General features: G+C 67.2%; 13 protein-coding genes. 5 read left to right on the forward strand and 8 right to left on the reverse strand.

The window, feature by feature from the left end; all coding sequences use genetic code 11:
* Position 1 precedes the first annotated feature (1 nt).
* The gene (locus tag BEI_RS12000) at positions 2 to 1,231 is read left to right on the forward strand and encodes a pyridoxal phosphate-dependent aminotransferase (RefSeq protein ID WP_097789736.1); all 1,230 of its coding nucleotides are present in this window, start codon (positions 2 to 4) and stop codon (positions 1,229 to 1,231) included.
* A gap of 114 nt (positions 1,232 to 1,345) precedes the next feature.
* Positions 1,346 to 2,245, forward strand: coding sequence for a protease HtpX (htpX, locus tag BEI_RS12005; RefSeq protein ID WP_097789737.1), 900 nt, complete (start codon positions 1,346 to 1,348; stop codon positions 2,243 to 2,245).
* A gap of 133 nt (positions 2,246 to 2,378) precedes the next feature.
* On the opposite strand, the gene pdxB is transcribed toward htpX, so the two are convergent.
* Positions 2,379 to 3,560: a 4-phosphoerythronate dehydrogenase PdxB gene (pdxB, locus tag BEI_RS12010; RefSeq protein WP_097789738.1), complete on the reverse strand. Its 1,182-nt coding sequence runs from the start codon at positions 3,558 to 3,560 to the stop codon at positions 2,379 to 2,381.
* A 115-nt stretch (positions 3,561 to 3,675) separates the two neighbouring features.
* Between pdxB and BEI_RS12015 the strand changes: the two genes are divergently transcribed.
* On the forward strand, positions 3,676 to 3,957 hold the full coding sequence (locus BEI_RS12015) for a hypothetical protein (RefSeq protein WP_097789739.1): 282 nt from the start codon (positions 3,676 to 3,678) through the stop codon (positions 3,955 to 3,957).
* Between the two features lie 87 nt (positions 3,958 to 4,044).
* Here the strand turns inward: BEI_RS12015 and ltrA are convergent, their stop codons facing one another.
* The 4 genes from ltrA to rlmKL all read right to left on the reverse strand — a co-directional run bounded on the left by ltrA (position 4,045) and on the right by rlmKL (position 9,993).
* Complete coding sequence (gene ltrA, locus BEI_RS12020) at positions 4,045 to 5,331, reverse strand: group II intron reverse transcriptase/maturase (RefSeq protein ID WP_227644469.1); 1,287 nt, start codon at positions 5,329 to 5,331, stop codon at positions 4,045 to 4,047.
* An 896-nt stretch (positions 5,332 to 6,227) separates the two neighbouring features.
* Positions 6,228 to 7,277, reverse strand: coding sequence for an IS110 family RNA-guided transposase (locus BEI_RS12025; RefSeq protein ID WP_097789741.1), 1,050 nt, complete (start codon positions 7,275 to 7,277; stop codon positions 6,228 to 6,230).
* A gap of 170 nt (positions 7,278 to 7,447) precedes the next feature.
* Positions 7,448 to 7,801, reverse strand: a complete 354-nt coding sequence (locus BEI_RS12030; RefSeq protein ID WP_097789742.1) for a glutaredoxin family protein — start codon at positions 7,799 to 7,801, stop codon at positions 7,448 to 7,450.
* A complete protein-coding gene (gene rlmKL, locus BEI_RS12035; protein ID WP_097789743.1) occupies positions 7,798 to 9,993 on the reverse strand; it encodes a bifunctional 23S rRNA (guanine(2069)-N(7))-methyltransferase RlmK/23S rRNA (guanine(2445)-N(2))-methyltransferase RlmL in 2,196 nt (731 codons plus the stop codon). Before rlmKL ends, BEI_RS12030 begins: the two co-directional genes overlap by 4 nt.
* Positions 9,994 to 10,259: 266 nt before the next feature.
* Here rlmKL and rmf point away from each other — a divergent pair, with 266 nt between their 5' ends.
* A complete protein-coding gene (rmf, locus tag BEI_RS12040) occupies positions 10,260 to 10,466 on the forward strand; it encodes a ribosome modulation factor (protein ID WP_097789744.1) in 207 nt (68 codons plus the stop codon).
* 69 nt (positions 10,467 to 10,535) lie between these two features.
* Here rmf and BEI_RS12045 read toward each other — a convergent pair whose 3' ends face one another.
* Entirely contained in the window at positions 10,536 to 11,552 is a 1,017-nt protein-coding gene (locus tag BEI_RS12045; protein ID WP_097789745.1) for a quinone-dependent dihydroorotate dehydrogenase, read from the reverse strand.
* Positions 11,553 to 11,636: 84 nt separating this feature from the next.
* Positions 11,637 to 11,924 (reverse strand): encapsulin-associated ferritin-like protein, encoded by a 288-nt coding sequence (locus BEI_RS12050; protein WP_097789746.1) that lies wholly within the window; start codon positions 11,922 to 11,924, stop codon positions 11,637 to 11,639.
* A 99-nt stretch (positions 11,925 to 12,023) separates the two neighbouring features.
* Between BEI_RS12050 and mgtE the strand changes: the two genes are divergently transcribed.
* A complete protein-coding gene (gene mgtE, locus BEI_RS12055; RefSeq protein ID WP_097789747.1) occupies positions 12,024 to 13,376 on the forward strand; it encodes a magnesium transporter in 1,353 nt (450 codons plus the stop codon).
* Between the two features lie 91 nt (positions 13,377 to 13,467).
* Here the strand turns inward: mgtE and BEI_RS12060 are convergent, their stop codons facing one another.
* The gene (locus tag BEI_RS12060; protein WP_097789748.1) at positions 13,468 to 18,312 is read right to left on the reverse strand and encodes an NAD-glutamate dehydrogenase; all 4,845 of its coding nucleotides are present in this window, start codon (positions 18,310 to 18,312) and stop codon (positions 13,468 to 13,470) included.
* Positions 18,313 to 18,341: the final 29 nt, after the last annotated feature.

Consider the following 18,341-nt stretch of genomic DNA (forward strand, 5'->3'; position numbering starts at 1 on the left):
CATGGATACAGCCCCGCTCAGGAAATCGCACAAGCTCGACAACGTCTGCTACGACATCCGCGGCCCGGTGCTCGACCACGCCAAGCGCCTGGAAGAGGAAGGCCAGCGCATCCTCAAGCTGAATATCGGCAACCCCGCCCCCTTCGGCTTCGAGGCGCCGGAGGAGATCCTCCAGGACGTGATGCGCAACCTCCCCACCGCCCAGGGCTATTGCGATTCCAAGGGCCTCTACTCGGCCCGCAAGGCGATCATGCAGGAGTGCCAGCGCAAGGGGATTCCCGGGGTCGGCATCGAGGACATCTACATCGGCAACGGCGTCTCCGAGCTGATCGTCATGGCCATGCAGGCCCTGCTCAACGACGGCGACGAGGTGCTGATCCCGGCGCCGGACTACCCGCTGTGGACCGCCGCCGCCAATCTTTCCGGCGGGCGCGCCGTGCACTACCGGTGCGACGAGCAGGCCGACTGGGCCCCGGACATGGCCGACATCCGCGAGAAGGTCACCGCCCATACCCGGGCCATCGTCATCATCAATCCCAACAACCCCACCGGCGCCGTCTATCCGCCGGAGGTGGTCCGCGAGCTGCTCGAGATCGCCCACGAGCACGACCTGGTGGTGTTCTCCGACGAGATCTACGACAAGATCCTCTACGACGGCACCGAGCACGTAGCCACCGGGGCCCTCGCCGCCGACGACCAGTTGGTGGTGACCATGAACGGGCTGTCCAAGAGCTACCGCTGCGCCGGCTTTCGCAGCGGTTGGATGACGCTGTCGGGCAATATCGCCAAGCAGCGAGCCGAGGACTTCATCCAGGGCATCACCATGCTGGCCTCGATGCGCCTGTGTGCCAACGTCCCCGCCCAGCATGCCATCCAGACGGCGCTCGGCGGCTACCAGTCGATCAACGACCTGATCCTGCCCGGCGGCCGGCTGCTGGCCCAGCGCAACATCACCTACGACAAGCTCAACGCCATCCCCGGCGTGTCCTGCACCAAGCCCAAGGGGGCACTCTATGCCTTCCCGCGGCTGGACCCCAAGGTGTTCAACATCCAGGACGACCAGCAGCTGGTACTGGACCTGCTGCTGCAGGAGAAGATCCTGCTGGTGCAGGGTACCGCCTTCAACTGGCCCGACCCGGACCATGTGCGCATCGTCACCCTCCCCTGGGCCGACCAACTCGAGGACGCCCTGGATCGTTTCGCGCGCTTCCTGTCGCGCTACCGCCAATAATTGCCGACAGGCTTGAAACCCGCGATCAAAGCCCGTATCTAGGCATCTGCTTCTACTCGCCGCGCCCCCCCGGCGCGGCGCCAGCGTGACAACCCTGACGGGAGAGTTCCGGCAATGATGAGAATCCTGCTGTTCCTGGCCACCAACCTGGCGGTAATCGTGGTGGCCAGCATCACCCTGCGCCTGCTGGGCGTGGAACCCTACCTCACCGCCCAGGGCATCAACTTCAATGCCCTGCTGATCTTCTGCTTCATCTTCGGCATGGCCGGCTCCCTGGTGTCGCTGTTCATCTCCAAGTGGATGGCCAAGAAGACCACCGGCGCGGTGATCATCGAGCAGCCCTCCAACAGCACCGAGCAGTGGCTGCTCGACACCGTGCGCGAACTCTCGCGGGACGCCGGCATCGAGACGCCCGAGGTGGGGATCTTCCCGGCCCAGCAGTCCAATGCCTTCGCCACCGGCTGGAACAAGAACGACGCCCTGGTGGCGGTCTCCGCCGGGCTGCTCAACCGCATGCGCCCGGAAGAGATCCGCGCCGTGCTGGCCCACGAGATCGGCCACGTGGCCAATGGCGACATGGTCACCCTGGCGCTGGTCCAGGGGGTGCTCAACACCTTCGTGATGTTCTTCGCCCGGGTGGTCGCCCACCTGGTGGACAGCTTCCTGCGCCGGGACGACAGCGAGGGGCTGGGCTTCTTCGGCTACATGGCGGTGGTGGTGGTCGCCGAGATCGTGTTCGGCCTGATCGCCTCGGCCATCGTCGCCTGGTTCTCTCGCTTCCGCGAGTACCGGGCCGATGCGGCGGGCGCCAGGCTCGCCGGCAGCGGGGCCATGATCAACGCCCTGGCCCGGCTGAAGGCCGAGACCCAGATGCCCGACCAGATGCCGGACACCTTCCGCGCCTTCGCCATCACCACCGGCCAGACCCGCAAGCTGATGGAGAAGGTATTCGCCAGCCACCCGCCGCTGGACGAGCGGATCCGCGCCCTCAAGGAAGCGGCGTACCGGCAGTAAGCGGCCAAGCGGCCAAGCGGCCAAGCGGCCAAGCGGCCAAGCGGCCACCAGGATCAAGTGACAAGTCGCAAGAAACCCCATCAGGTGTATGCCCGATGGGGTTTCGCGTTTCTGTCTCGTCACCCGCCGCCCGTCACCGGACAGCTGGGCGCCCGGCGCTCGGCGCTTGTAGCTCACTCCCTACCCGGAAGCCGGCGGCGGCGAGCGGCTCGGCCAGGGACTCGGCATCCGGCCGCAGGTCGACCGTCAGCGTCGAGAACTCCCGCCGAAGGGGGTATTGGGCGCGGCAGGCATCGAACCCCGCGGCCAGCCCCTGGCGCCGGGAGTGGAGCCACAGGGCGTCGTGGTCGCGGCGCACGTCGTAGACGGCCCGCATGCAAAGGCGCAGGGCCTCCTCCAGCGTCAAGCCGCCATCCAGGCTCAGCGACGGCAGGGGCGGCGCCGGGGCGAGGTCTTCCAGGGACAGTCGCACCGGCAGCCCCAGCCGATGGGCCAACGCCCGGTAGATGGCATGGGTCCCGCGCAGCTTGCCGTCAAGGCTGTAACCGGCGATATGGGGGGTGGCCAACTCGGCCAGGTCGCGCAGCGCGGCATCGATGGCGGGCTCGCCTTCCCAGACGTCGAGTACCGCCGAGATGTCGCCTCGCCCGGAGAGGCGGTCCCGCAGCGCCTGGCCGTCAAGGCAGTCGCCCCGGCCGGCGTTGAGCACCACCGTGCCCGGCACGAGTTCGTCGATGCGCCGGGCGTCCAGCAGGTGATGGGTGGCATGGGGCCCCTCCCGCACCAGGGGGGTGTGCAGGCAGATCACGTCACAGGCCTCGATCAGGGCATCCAGCTCGACGAAGCCCTCCGCGCCCTCCGCCTCGGCCCGGGGCGGGTCGCAGGCCAGGGTCTCGATACCCAACGCCTCCAGCCGTGCCAGCAGGCGCCCTCCCACGTTGCCGGCCCCCACCACCCCGATCCGCCGCTCGGCGAGGCGAAACCCCTGGCGTTCGGCCAGGGTCGCCAGGCTGACCAGCACGTAGTCCACCACCGCCTCGGCATTGCACCCCGGGGCGCTGGCGAAGCCGATGCCCCGGGTCCCCAGGGCGTCGCGGTCGACGTGATCGGTGCCGATGGTGCAGGTGCCGACGAAACGCAGTCGCGAGCCGGCCACCAGGGCCTCGTCGACCCGGGTGATGGAACGCACCACCAGCGCATCGGCCTCGCGCACCGTGGCCGCATCGATTTCACGTCCGGGCACCCGGATCACCTCGCCCAATGGCGCGAAGCACTCCATGGCCGCCGGCACGTTGGCGTCGACGACGATTCTCATGCACTCCTCCTCCCGGTGGCCTCCGGGCTTGTCCGCGGGACGCAAGCCCTTACAATACCGGCCCATGTTACATGAGCGGCGCGCCTTCGCGCCGCCGCCGACACCGGGAGCCGCCGTGATCGTTCGCTGGGAAACCGACCATGACTATGTGCTGGTACATGTCCATCAGGACATGTTCGGCGACTGGATCTTCAGCCGCGCCTGGGGGCAGATCGGCACCCAGTTCGGCGGCCTCAAGCACCGGCTCGCCGACGACCATGCCCAGGCCATGATGTGGCTCGAGGACGAGGCGACCATCCAGGCCTCGCGCGGCTTCCGCAAGGTCCTCGAGGCCGACGACCACAGCCCCGAGGGGCGTGATGCGGTCAGCCAGCTGTCGCTGCTGGATACGCCGTAGGTCGTAGTCGGGTAGACCGGGCGATTGCTCGACCCGGCCCCCCACAGAGCCGGACGTGCGCGATTGACGCATCCGGCTCTTCAACCATCAGGTTCGCTGAAAGGACAAGCGGTGGACAATCCTGGCACGTGGTAACGGAAGTATCGACAGCAGTTGAGCTGCCTTGTCCCATGAGAACCCTGCCTTCTGTGATCGCCGCCTGAGCCACTTGATCCAGATACCCCGAACCATGTGCAGGAAGCGCTGCAGGGCCTCCATGTTGTTGGTTATCCCGTAATACGCGTAATGCCCGGTGACCTTTCGACAGAGTTGACGGTGCTGGTCTCGTAGGGGCAGGTGACGGTTGGCTCGGCACCACAGCGAAATTCGCTTCAGCCCGCGCTTGAACCGATCCTTGGCCGTTTTCTGCTTGATGATCCAGCGACCGCGCCGGGACTTGCCCCAGTAGTGGGTAAAGCCCAGAAAGTCGAAGGTCTCGGCACGTTGCTCGCGGTGCGGTCGGAACCGCACCAGGCGGGTCTTGGTCGGGTGCAGGGTGAGGCCAAAGCGCGCGAAGCGCTTGGGAAGCACCTCCAGCACCTTGCGGGCATCGGCTTCGTTGCTGAAGGCCAGCACGACATCATCGGCGAAACGCACCGAGGACGCCCGTCCTCGCAGGCGTGGTTTGACCTCATTTTCAAACCACTCGTCCAGCACGTAGTGGAGATAGACATTAGCCAACAATGGAGAAATCACCCCCCCTTGCGGGCTGCCTATCTCACCTTTCTGCCACTGCCCGGCCTCCAGTACCCCGGCCTTGAGCCACTTGCCGATCAGGCGGAGGATGACACCGTCCTTCACTCGTTGCTGCAAAAGCGCGCGCAGGTGCTGATGATCGATCGTGTCGAAGAAGGCTTGGATGTCCAGGTCGATGACCCAGCCACCTCCCATCGACGACAGGCTATCCCATACCGTCTTGATCGCCTGATGCGCCGAGCGCCCCGGTCGGAAGCCGTATGAGCAGCCAAGAAAGTCGTGCTCATAGAGCGGCTCCAGCAGGGCCACCACGGCGCGCTGCAGGACCTTATCCTCGAAGGTGGGAATGCCGATCGGCCGTGTGGCGCGCCCATCTCCCTTGGGGATGTGGACACGCCGCACCGGCGGGGCTCGATAGCAACCGCTCTTGGCCGCCTCCAGCAGACGCTGGATATTGGCCTCGAAGTTGCGCACGAAGTCGTCCGCCGTCTGACCATCAATCCCGACGGCGCCGTCACGGCGCGTCATCAGGGTGGCCGTCTTCAGCCACTGGGCATCGATGTGGTGCGCCAGTGACGTGAAGGCACGCTGCGGGAAGCGCTCTGCCAGCGCTGCTATCCGCAATTGTGACGTGTACATGGACACAGGTTCCTGTGCACCTGCCATGTTTCCCTCTCGCGGTTCTGATGATTGGTCGCCCCTTCCCTCCAGCGGGTCCCGTCGAGCCGGTTCCCCGCCTTCATCGGTAGTATGAGCGACTCCCGCCTTTCCGTCCGGCTGGCTCCTTGTGGTCGCCCGGCCGTACCCCCTTGAGTGCCCGTGATTTGCTTCCGATACCGCCAGGCACGACAGCACCGGACCGGGAGCTTTCGGGACAGGTGGCTCCGACACCTGAGCTTTCACCTTTCGGGGGAGAAAGGCGGGCCTCCCAGGTTCCTGGGAAACCCCTGTGTGGACATGCCCTGCTCTATGACACCGACGGCCCTCTCCCGCCAAGCCAGTACAACGGGTTCGTATTGCCTTCCAGATCCATAACGCTGTCGGCGACCGTGATCCGAGGATTTCGATGCTCAATCACGCGGCCTATCCACTCGCTGTGTACGCTTCGCAGTGACGGTTACCCGGCACCACGCAACACTCGCTACCGGCTGGTGGCTACCCTTGGCCGAGTGGGACTTTCACCCACTGGGTTTCAATTCGTCCTTTCTGTCGCATGTTCGCGCGACTTCCCGGACGACCAGGCTTCGCCTGGCGCACTATGGACTCCTCCTCGATTGCCAGCACGTTGTGGAAAGGCGGATAGGTACGACTGCTCACGTATATTCGGTCTCTTCAAGGATGCCTCGGTCATGGGCATCGGACCCTGATGGGGGTTCCGCACGTCGGCTCCCTATCGGATAAACGAGCTCTTGGGCTCTCCGACCTACATGGGGTGGTCCGACGTCGGTCCGACCTGTTCGCCATCTCACCTCGTGCTCGGCTACCGTGGACGGGCGCCCCTCATGGGGCCGCCCTTCTGGTAACGGCCGCCGCTCCTAGCCGGCGCACGCCTGAGGACGTGCCGCCAGGGCGGGGTCGTAGGCCACCTTATGGCGCGTGATGGCCCAGGCCAGACGCGCCGTCTTGTTGGCCAGCGCGATCACCGCCACATTGTCCGGGCGGCGCGCCGTCAGCGCCTGCAGCCATCGACTCAGCCCATCCTCCCGGGCCGTGACATGGCGCAGAACCGCCCGCGAGCCCTGCACCAGCAGCGTGCGCAGGTAGCGATCCCCGCGCTTGCTGATGCCCAGCAAGCGCGGTCGTCCGCCCGTACTGTGCTGGCGGGGCGTCAGCCCCAGGGACGCCGCGAACTCGCGACCGCGCGCGAAGGCCTGGCCGTCCCCGAGCGCCCCGGCCAGGGCGCTGGCGGTGATCGGCCCCACCCCGTGCAGGGCCAGGAGCCGCTTGGCCACCGGATCCTGCCGGGCGTGACGCTCGATCGTCTGGGTCAGTTGCGTGATTCGCGCATCGAGATAGCGCAGGTCCTCGGCCAACCCGGCCAGCAGCACCCGGAAGTCGTCGCTGAGACCGTTCTCGGCGTCCTCCAGCCAGCATGGCAGGGCACGGCGCAGTGGGGCGATGCCCCTGGGTGCGACCAGGCCGTATTCCCCGACCAGGCCGCGAATCTGGTTGGCCTTGGCCGTGCGCTGGCCGACCAGTGCCTCGCGGATGCGGTGGGCGGCCTGGGTATCCTGCTGGGCGACGGTCTTGACCGCCACGAAACGCATATGGGGACGGCTCATGGCCTCGCAGATCGCCTCGGCATCCGCGCGGTCGTTCTTCTGGCTCTTCACGTAGGGCTTCACGAACTGGGCGGCGATCAGCCTGACCCGATAGCCGCGTGCCTGCAGCACCCGGGCCCAGTAGTGAGAGGACGCACAGGCTTCCATGCCGATCTCGGCCCCGGCGGGGGCCCGCCGGACCAGGGCCTCCAGCCACTTGCCGCGCGAGTACTGGCCGCGCCACTGGACCTGGTGATGGCGGTCCACGCCATGCACGTGGAAGACGGACTTTGCGATATCGACACCAACCCGGCTAATGTTCATCTGGGCTCCTCCTCCGCTCATGATGGTGGCGGTTTTCACCTACCATCCTGGCGCACAGACGCCGTTGTAGGGTGAGGAGGAGTCCATCCCATTGGGTAAGCGAGCCTGCGAGCGCACCCGACAAACCATGCCGGATGCGCCTTCGGCTTATCCGGCCTACGGCTTGCTGCCTAGGCTTTCCCCGCAGGGGAAAGGTAGCGCCGCCCGCCGCGCACCTCGGCCCCCCGGGGTTCCGGCCGCTGGGCCTCACCTCCCCGGGCGGCCCGCCAGGCCGCCTCGTCCAGCCAGCCCCGTGCCGCCAGCCAGGCCGCGAGCCGCTCGGGCTCGAAGCCACGATCCAGCTCCTCCCCCGCCGCGTCGGCCAGCACCGGGATACGCGTCCCGTAGCGTGTCATCAGCGCCTCGTCCTCGCTGATCTCGACCCGGATCAGCTGCACCTCGACGCCGGCCAGCCGCCCCAACCAGGCCTCCAAGGCCTCGCAGAGATGGCAGCCCAGGGTCGTGTAGAGGGTTAGACGAATCATGCATCCTCCCGGTGGCGGATCAGAAAGCAATGGTGCAGGTCCGGACGCCTCTGAAAATCCGGGTCGAAGGTCTTCGCCGAGATGTCTTCCACCGCATAGGCCTCGGCCAGGTCGGCGTCCAGGGTGAAGCGGCGCTGGTTGTTGGAGAACACCAGGGTCCCGCCCGGGGCCAGCCGGGCCATGGCCAGGCGCACCAGCCGGCCGTGGTCGCGCTGCACGTCCAGGGTCTCGGCCATCTTCTTCGAGTTGGAGAAGGTCGGCGGATCCAGGAAGATCAGGTCGAACCGCCCGCCGGCGGTCTCCAGCCAGTGGAAGCAGTCGTCCCGCACCACCCGGTGTCGTGAGGGATCCAGCCGGTTCAGCGCGAAGTTGTCCCGCGCCCAGTCCAGGTAGGTGTTGGAGAGATCGACGCTGACGCTGTCGACGGCGCCGCCGTCGCGCTCGGTGCCCAGCGCCGCCTGAACGGTGGCCGTGCCGGTATAGCAGAAGAGGTTGAGGAAGCGCTTGCCCGGCGCCATCCCGGCGAGCAGCCGGCGCACCGGCCGATGATCGAGGAAGAGACCGGTGTCCAGGTAGTCGCGGAGGTTGACCCACAGCCGCGCCCGACCCTCGCGGACCTCGAAGCGCTCGCCGCTGGCGGCCTGCTTCTGGTACTGGGCCCGGCCGCTCTGGCGCTCGCGTCGCTTGACCACCACCCGGGCCGGATCGACGTCCAGCACCTCGGGGATCACCGCCAGGGCATCGAAGAGGCGCTTCTGGGCCTGGGCGGGGTCCACGGACTTCGGCGGCGCGTATTCCTGGACGTGCACATGCGCGCCGTAGACATCGATGGCCAGGGCGTATTCCGGCATGTCGGCGTCATACAGGCGATAGCAGGTTTCCCCCGAGCGCTTGAGCCACTTCTTCAGGCGCCTGCGGTTCTTCTCCAGGCGATTGGCGAACATCTGCGCGCCCTCGGAGCGCGGTGCGGGCCTCGCGGCCCCCGTCGCCTCGCCGCCCGCTTCCGCCGGGACCTCCATCAGCAACAGCCGGGCATCCAGGGGACCGTTCTTCAGCGAATACTGCTTGTGAGCCCGCAGCCCGGTACGGTGGCCGAGATCGGGGTTGGCGGTGAACAGCGCCAGCCGCCAGCCCGGGAAGGCCGCCCGGACCCGCTCCCCGAGGGTGGCATAGAGCTCCACCAGTTCGGGCAGCTCGCCGAGCCGTTCGCCGTAGGGCGGATTGGTGATCACCAGCCCCTTGTCCTCGGCAGCGAGTGCCTCTGGCCGGGTCAGGCCACCCAGCGCCTCGCCCCGGAAGTCGATCAGCGCCGGGATCCCCGCCCGCATGGCATTGGCCTTGGCGGCCGACAACGCCGGGGGGCTCTGGTCGAAACCGAACAGCCGCGAGCGGCAGCGCTTGCGGCCGATGCTCGCCCGCGCCTCGGCCTCGCGCCTGAGCTCCCGCCAGCGCCGCTCGTCATGGCCCGCCCAGCCATGGAAGCCGAAACGCTCGCGATGCAGGTTGGGTGCCATGTCGGCGGCCATCATCGCCGCCTCGATCAGCAGCGTCCCCGCCCCGCAGAGGGGGTCCACCAGCGGGGCCCCCTGGCGGGCCAGCTCGGGCCAGCCGGCCCGCACCAGCAGGGCCGCGGCGAGATTCTCCTTCAGGGGGGCGTGGCCCACGTCGCGACGGTAGCCGCGACGGTGCAGGCTGTCGCCGGCGAAGTCCACGCCGAGGATCAGGCGCCCCCGATGCAACTGGGCATAGAGGCGCAGGTCCGGTCGTCGGGTGTCGACACTGGGTCGCGCCCGCCCCTCGGCCTGGAGCCGATCCACCACCCCATCCTTGACGGTCTGGGCGCCGAAACGGGTATGGCGGATGTCTCTCGCTCGACCATGAAAGTCCACCGCCAGGGTCGACCCGGGAGCCAGATGCTCGCGCCAGTCCACCCCGGCGACGACGGCCCTCAGCCGGTCGGGCGTCTCGATGCCCTCCTCCCGAAGCAGGCAGAGGATGACCCGATTGGCCAGGCGCGACCACAGGCAGACCCGGTAGGCGGCCTCGAGGTCGGCGCGGAAGTGGACGCCCGCCGGCGTGGTCTTGCCCGGTTCGGCCCCGAGCGCTGCCAGCTCCTCGGCCAGCAGCAGCTCGAGGCCCTTGGGACAGGTCGCGAGAAACGCCTGTGAATCAGGGGCTTGTCTTTCGGTCATGGCTCGTCCATCGGGATGGCGCCTGTCCCGTCGTCCGGGGAGGACGGGAGTGTGTACGCCTTGTTACAAATCACCTGTCGACAGCATCGACCAGGTTGCGCTATGAATTAGGTGGTAGCTACCTGACAACGCATGCGTTCCTGTCAAGGGGAAATTCTTCCTGTCCAGTGCGAACCTGCTGTCGCACGTCTTTCAGGATCCCCATACACGGGTTCGGCGCCCTTGTGCGTCGTATTCCAATGGTACCTTTAGCAAGAGGTAGTCCAATGAAACGACAGAAACGTGATCGCTTCCAGCGTGCCTATGTCCATGGGTACAAGGCGGGTCTCTCAGGTCGTTCCCGTGACGACTGTCCCAGCCAAGACATCAACCTACGCGAATACTGGATGAGCGGTTGGCGTGAAGGTCGTGGAGATCAATGGGCCGGCATGACAGGGGTCTCCGGCATCCACAAGAACCCCATGGTGGTCTGACCCACGGGCGGGTATTCCACCCCATCGTCCCCGACGAATCCTCAAGCCCATGGCGACCCCATGGGCTTTTTAGTGCCCGTGTGCCTTGAGGGCCCGGGCACACTCCCCCACCAGCCCCGGCCCACGGTAGATGAAGCCGGAATACAGCTGTACCAGGTCCGCCCCTGCCTCGCGCTTGACCACTGCCGCCTCGCCGCTGTCGATTCCGCCCACGCCGATGATCGGCAGGTCGGGCAGCCGGCGGCGCAGCTCGCGGATCACGGCATTGGAGGCCTCGAACACCGGCCGACCGGACAAGCCGCCCTGTTCGTCGGCATGGGGCAGGCCCTCGACCGCCTCGCGGGACACGGTGGTGTTGGTGGCGATCACCGCGTCGATGCCGGTGGCCTCGAGGCTGCGGGCGACCAGGGCGACCTCGTCGGCCTTCATGTCCGGGGCGATCTTCACCGCCAGGGGCACGCGCCGGCCGGCGTCGCGGTCGAGGCGGTCGGCTTGCTCGCGCAAGGCGCCCAGCAGTTGATCCAGGTGCTCCCCGAACTGCAGGTTACGCAGTCCCGGCGTGTTCGGCGAGGAGATGTTCACGGTGACGTAGTGGGCGTGGGCATGCACCTTGCGCAGACAGAGTAGATAGTCGTCCACCGCCCGCTCCACCGGGGTGGTCAGGTTCTTGCCGATGTTGATGCCGATCACGCCGTCGTAGCGGCTGGCGCGGACGTTCGCGACCAGGTGGTCCACGCCGGCATTGTTGAAGCCCATGCGATTGATGATGGCGCCCGCCTCGGGAAGGCGGAACAGGCGCGGCCGGGGATTGCCGTCCTGGGGCCTGGGCGTCACGGTGCCGACCTCCACGAAGCCGAACCCCAGCGCCCCCAGCGCATCGAGATGGTCCGCGTTCTTGTCGAGCCCCGCCGCGAGCCCGACCCGATTGGGAAACCGCAGCCCCATCAGCTCCACCGGATCCTCGACCCGGGAGCCCAGTGCCCGGCCCATGCCGAGGCGGTGGGCGAGGTCCAGGGCGGAGAGCGCCAGGCCATGCGCCTTCTCGGCATCGAGGCGGAACAGCAGGGATCGGGCGAGGGAATACATGGGCTCTCCTGGGGCGGCGGCTGACGAATCGGGGCGCGAGTATAGCGCAGCCACCCCAGGACGACGAACCCCGCCGGGGCGGGGTCAGTGGGCGATATCGCCCTCGGTGAAGAGGAAGGCCCGCAGGTACTTGTCCAGGGCCGGGTCACGCCGACGCAGCCACTCCAGGGTCATGGCCGCATGTTCCTTCTCCTCGTCCCGGTTGTGGGCCAGCACCGCCCGCAGGGCGTCGTCCCGACAGGCGTCGACCCGCTGGTTGTACCAGTCCACCGCCTCGAGCTCCTCCATCAAGGAGACGATGGCGCGATGATAATCCCGGGTCTCGGCGCTGAGCTCCTCCACCGGCTCGTGATAGCCTTCGCTGGCTGCCATGGGGCTCTCCTTTTGTGGTCTACTGATATGGGATGGAGTCCAACATAGGACACTCACAGGGTGATGTCAGCCTCGACATCCGCATGCCAGGGAGACGACATGACCGATACGACCGAGACGCTGGAACACCGCCTGTCGCGCATCCACCTGGCCCTGGAGAAGGAACACCTGGAGTGGGTCGACGATGTCATCGCCGACCTGGAACCCGCCGAGGTCGCCCTGCTGCTGGAGTCCCTGCCGCCCAACGAGCGGATCCGGCTATGGGAGCGCATTCCCCAGGAAGTCGACGGCGAAGTGCTGCTGCACGTCCATGACGAGGTGCGCAGCACCCTGATCGACGACATGGACCATGCCGAGATCGTCGCCGCCACCGCGGGCCTCGACACCGCCGACCTGGCGGAGCTCTTCGAGGACCTCCCCCAGCAGGTCGCCGAGGACATGCTGCGCTCCATGGACGAGCTGCAGCGCATGCGTCTCCAGGAGACCCTGGCCTTCGAGGAGGATTCCGCGGGCCGCCTGATGCGCACCGACACGATCGCCGTGCGCGCCGACGTCAGCCTGGAGACGGTGCAACGCTTCCTGCGCTGGAAACAGGAGGTCCCCGACAACACCGATGCGCTGATGGTGGTCGACCGCAACGGCCTGTTCATGGGCGTCCTGCCCCTGTCGCGCCTGGTGGCGAGCGACCAGGAGATGGCGGTGGCCGACCTGATGGACAGCGACGTGGACAGCATCCAGGTCACCATGAAGTCCCGGGACGTGGCGACCCTGTTCGAGACCCATGACCTGGTCTCGGCGCCGGTGGTGGATTCCCGGGGCTTTTTGCTCGGCCGCATCATGATCGACGACATCGTCGACGTCATCCGCGAACACTCCGAGCAGGCCTTGATGAACATGGCCGGCCTCGACGAGGAAGAGGATCTCTTCGCCCCGGTGCTGCCCAGCGCCAAACGGCGCGCCGTCTGGCTCGGCATCAACCTGGTGACCGCCTTCCTCGCCGCCTGGGTGATCGGCCGCTTCGAGGATGCCCTGGACCAGGTGGTGGCCCTGGCGGTGCTGATGCCCATCGTCGCCAGCATGGGCGGCATCGCCGGCAGCCAGACCCTGACCCTGGCCATCCGTGGCCTGGCGCTGGGCCAGATCAGCCGTACCAACAGCAACTGGCTGCTGCGCAAGGAGGTGGGCATCGCCATCCTCAACGGCCTGCTCTGGGCCCTGGTGGTGGCGATCGTGGCGGTGCTGTGGTTCGACAACCTGGGCATCGGCGCCATCATCGCCGCCGCCCTGGTGATCAACATGCTCGCCGCCGGCGTGGCCGGGATCGTCATCCCGCTGATGCTCAAGCGCTTCGGCATCGACCCGGCGCTGTCCGGCTCGGTGGTGCTGACCACGGTGACCGATGTGATCGGCTTCATGTCCTTCCTGGGACTGGCCACGATCTTCCTGCTCTGACGTTCCCGGTCGCCCGCCCCCAACGACGAACCCCCGCCTGTGGCGGGGGTTCGCGTCTCGGGCGCCTCGGTGCCCCCTGCTCCTGGGGCCGTCAGGCTTCGCTATTGCTCTCGGCCAGGTCCACCAGCTCGCGGACCGCCACGGCGAACAGCGGGAAGCCGCCCTGGCTACCGCTGCCCACCTCCTCGAGCAGGCGACGCCAGCGCTGGTGCATGCTCTCGTGCAGCGACAGCCATCGCTCGACCCGCTCGGCGGCGTCCCGGGAACCGCCTTCCATGCCCAGCACGCTGGCGGTCAAGGCCAGCTGCTGGCGTTCGATGTCGTCGCGGAAGGTTTCCCGTGCCTTGGCCTGCCAGCCGTCGCGGACCTCGAGGCGGGTGACCTGCTGCAGGATCCAGGGCAGTTCCAGCCGCGCCCCGACCTCGTAGAAGACCTCGGCGACCCGCTGCGGCTTGTCGTCGGTCTGGCGCGCGGTATCGATGATGCCCAGGGCCGCATAGAGGCTGTTGGCGGCCGCGACGGTGGCGGCCAGGGCATCCGGTACGCCGGCTTCCGACAGCTCCTGGCGACGAACCTCCCACTGCTCCTTTTCCTCGCCACGCAGCCGCTTGCCGATGTTCTCCTGCAACTGGGCCAGACGCGGGGCGAAGTAGTCGATGGCATCCCGGGTGGTCATGCTGGTGCGATGCCGCAGGAACCAGCGGGTGGACCGCCGCAGCATGCGCATCAGGTCGAGCATCATCGAGTACTGGACGCGGCTCGGTACCTTGTTGTCCAGGGCTTCCACCTGCTCCCAGAGCCGGGTCAGATGGAAGCTGTCTCGGGCGATGACATAGGCTCGGGCGATCTCGGCGCGGCTGGCCCCGGTGGAGTCGATCAGCCGGCGCACGAAGACGACGCCCATGTGGTCGATGATGTCATTGGCCAGCTGTGTGGCGACGATTTCCCGCTTCAGGCGATGCTCGTACATCTCGTCGCGGTAGCGCTCCACCAGCACCGCAGGGAAGACTCGCTCCACGTAGCGCATGATGGTGGGATCGTCCGGCACGTCCGAGGCGATCAGGTCGCCCTTGAGCACGCTCTTGGCGTAGGAAATCAGCACCGACAGCTCGGGCAGGGTCATGCCCTGCTCATGATGGGTGCGCTCGAGCAGCTCCTCGTCGGAGGGCAGGAACTCGAGTTCCCGGTCGATCTGCCCGGCCGCCTCGAGCTCGCTGATGAAGCGCCGGAAGGGGCCGATGCCCTGGCGGGAGAGCAGCTCGGCCAGGTCCAGCGCCTGGGTCTGGCGATAGTTGTCGCGCAGCACCAGGTCGCTGACTTCGGCGGTCATGTCGGCGAGCAGCTGGTTGCGCTGCTTCTCGGTCATGTCGCCACGGGAGACCACCTCGTCGATGAGGATCTTGATGTTGACCTCATGGTCCGAGCAGTTCACGCCCCCGGCGTTGTCGATGAAGTCGGTGTTGACGCGCACGCCCTTGGCGGCGGCCTCCATCCGGCCGCGCTGGGTCAGGCCCAGGTTGCCACCCTCGCCGACGACCCGGCAGTTGAGGTCGCGGCCATTGATGCGCAGGGCGTCATTGGCCTTGTCGCCCACCTCGGCGTCGCTCTCCTCGCTGCCCTTCACGTAGGTGCCGATGCCGCCGTTCCAGATCAGGTCCACCTGGGAGACCAGCATGGCCCGGATCAGCTCGTTGGGCGACAGCTTGTCCTCTGCGATGCCGAAGGCCCGCTTCATCTGCGGCGTGATGGCGATCGACTTGGCGCTGCGCTTGAAGATCCCCCCGCCCTCGGAGATCAGGTCGCGGTTGTAGTCCTCCCAGCTGGAGCGCGGCTGCTCGAACAGCCGCTTGCGCTCCGCGAAGCCGGCGGCCGCATCGGGATCGGGGTCGACGAAGATGTGCAGGTGGTTGAAGGCGCCCATGAGGCGAATCTTGTCGGACAGCAGCATGCCGTTACCGAACACATCCCCGCCCATGTCGCCGATGCCGACCACGCTGAACTCGTCCTCCTGGGTGTTGACGCCCAGGCCGCGGAAGTGGCGCTTGACCGACTCCCAGGCCCCCTTGGCGGTGATGCCCATCTTCTTGTGGTCATACCCGTTGGCGCCCCCGGAGGCGAAGGCATCCCCGAGCCAGTGGCCGTACTCGGCGGAGATCTCGTTGGCGATATCGGAGAAGGTCGCGGTGCCCTTGTCCGCGGCGACCACCAGGTAGATGTCGTCGTCGTCGTGACGCACCACGTCCTTCGGTGGCACCACCTCACCGCCGGACAGGTTGTCGGTGACGTCCAGCAGCGCACGGATGAAGGTCCGGTAGCAGGCGATGCCCTCCTGCTGGGTGGTCTCGCGATCCGCCCCTTCCGGCATGCGCTTGCAGACGAAGCCGCCCTTGGCGCCCACGGGCACGATGACCGCGTTCTTGACCTGCTGGGCCTTGACCAGGCCCAGCACCTCGGTACGGAAGTCCTCCTGGCGATCGGACCAGCGCAGCCCGCCCCGGGCCACCTTGCCGCCTCGCAGGTGCACGCCCTCGACCCGCGGCGAGCAGACGAAGATCTCGTAGGCCGGGCGCGGCTTGGGCATGCCGGAGACCCGGGACGGTTCCAGCTTGAGGGCGATGTAGTCCTTGTAGCCGCCGCCGTCGCTACGCTGGTAGTAGTTGGTCCGCAGGGTCGCCTGGATCAGCTCCATGTAGCGACGCAGCAGCTGGTCGTCGTTGAGGCTCGGCACGTCATCGAGCAGGGCCTGGATGCGCGCCTCGCAGTCGGCGATCTCGCCGGCCTCGGGACGATCCGCGGGATCGAAGCGCAGCTCGAACAGGGTCACCAGCTCGCGGGTGATCTCGGGGTGGTTGACCAGGGTGGTGGCGATGTAGTCCTGGGACATGCCGAAGCGGATCTGCTTCAGGTAGCGAGCGTAGGCGCGCAGCATGGCGACTTCCCGCCAGTCCAGGTTGGCGCCGATGATCAGCCGGTTGAAGGCGTCGTTGTCGGCCTCGCCGGTCCAGATGCGCTGGAAGGCTTCGAGGAAGGGCTCGCGCATCTCCTGGAGGTTCACCTCCACGCTGGTGTGATGCTCCAGGGTGAAGTCATGGATCCAGTAGGCCCGATCGGTGGCCTCGACCGGATAGGGCCGCTCGCCGAGCACCCTCAGGCCCAGGTTCTCCATCATCGGCAGCACGTCGGACAGCGGGATCGGGGCATCCGGATGGAACAGCTTGAGGTTGACGCCGCTGCCCTCCTCCTCGATGAGGCGATACAGCGATAGCGCCAGCGGCGCGCCCTCGTCCAGCTCGCCGAGATGCTGCAGGTCGTAGACCGCGGTGCGGGCGCTGAAGTCGTCGCGGTAGCTGGCCGGGAAGGCGTCGCGGAACCGCCCCATCAGCAGGTTGGCCTGCTCCTCGCCGAAGCCCTCGATGGCGGCGTTGAGCAGGTCGTCGCGCCAGTTGCGGGCGAGCTTGACCAGCTTCTCCTCCAGGCGCCGGATGTCGTAGTCCACCGGCCGGTCCCCGTTGAAGCGCAGGATGAACTGGATGCGCGCCAGCACCGACTCGGAGAGATAGGTATTGAAGTCGCCGAAGGTGGCGTCGAGCTCCTCGCACAGCAAGGCCTGGACGCGAAGCCGCAGCTCGGTGGAGAAGACGTCCCGGGGCACGAACACCAGGCAGGAGTAGAACTTGCCGAACCGGTCCTCGCGGATGAACAGCCGCACCCGGCGACGCTCGCGGATATCGAGGATGCCGAGCGCCGTCTGCGCGAGCTCGTCGATGTCGATCTGGAAGAGGTCGTCCCGCGGATAGACCTCGAGGATCTGCAGCAGCTGCTTGCCGTTGTGGGCCTTGGGGTTGAAGCCGGAGATGTCCATCACCGCCTGGAGCTTGCGGCGCAGGATGGGCACGTGACGCGGCGAGTCGTTGTAGACGGTGGCGGTGAACAGGCCCAGGAAGCGCCGCTCGCCGATCACGTTCCCCTCTGCGTCGTAGCGGTCGATGGAGATGTAGTCGGGATAGGTCGGCCGGTGGATCCTGGCATGATGGGCGCTCTTGGCGAAGGACAGCAGTTGGGGCACCAGCACGTAGTGGTCCCCCTCGACGCCCATGTCCGTACGGATCCGTTCCCGGTAGCGAGGCTCGTCCAGGCGGAAGACGCCGAGCTCGCTGCCTTGCACCTTGTCGAGGCGCTGGTGGCCGTCCACGTCGCGGACCTCGTACTCGTCATAGCCCAGGAAGGTGAAGTTGTCCTGGAGCAGCCAGTGGAGGAAGGCGATGGCCTCGCGGTGGTCGTCGGGGTCCACCTGATCGGGGCGGCAGGCTTCGATCTCCTCCACGGCCGCACGGGCCTTGTCGCACATGGGCTCGAAGTCGGCCACCGCGGTGCGCACGTCGCGCAGCACCTCATGAAGGCTGGCTTCGATGTCCTCCAGCTCGGCCGGGTCGGAATGGCGATCCACCTCGATGGCGATCAGCGACTCGCGCCGCTGCGGGGCCCCGCTCTCGCCGGGGGCGACGACCTTGCGCAGCCGGTGCTGCTGGTCGCGATCCACCGCCAGCACGGCATTGTGGATGGCGTGGATCGTCATGCCGCGGTTGTTGAGCTCCACGCGCACGGAGTCCACCAGGAAGGGCATGTCCTCGTGCAGCACCGCGATGAAGGTGTGGGTGGACTGCCAGCCGTGTTCCTCGAAGTCGGGGTTGAAGACCCGGACCTTGGGCGCCTTGGGATCGAGCTGCTGGATGAAGTGCCACACCGAGAGGGTCGCCCCGTAGAGGTCGTCCAGGCGGCGCTCCGCGAGGTCTTCCAGGGGCACGGTGGCATAGAAATGGCGCGCGAAGCCATCGACCTGCTCGGCCTTGCCCTTGTCCAGGCGGCTTTGCAGCCGTTCCTTGAGCTGCTTGAGGAGATCCTGCCGGGTCTCCTCATGATGTGCGACGTGTAGCATCCATCACCTCGACTGCCTGCGGCCACCGA

The organism is Halomonas beimenensis (assembly GCF_002549795.1).
In the GTDB taxonomy this organism is placed as follows: Bacteria; Pseudomonadota; Gammaproteobacteria; order Pseudomonadales; family Halomonadaceae; genus Halomonas; species Halomonas beimenensis.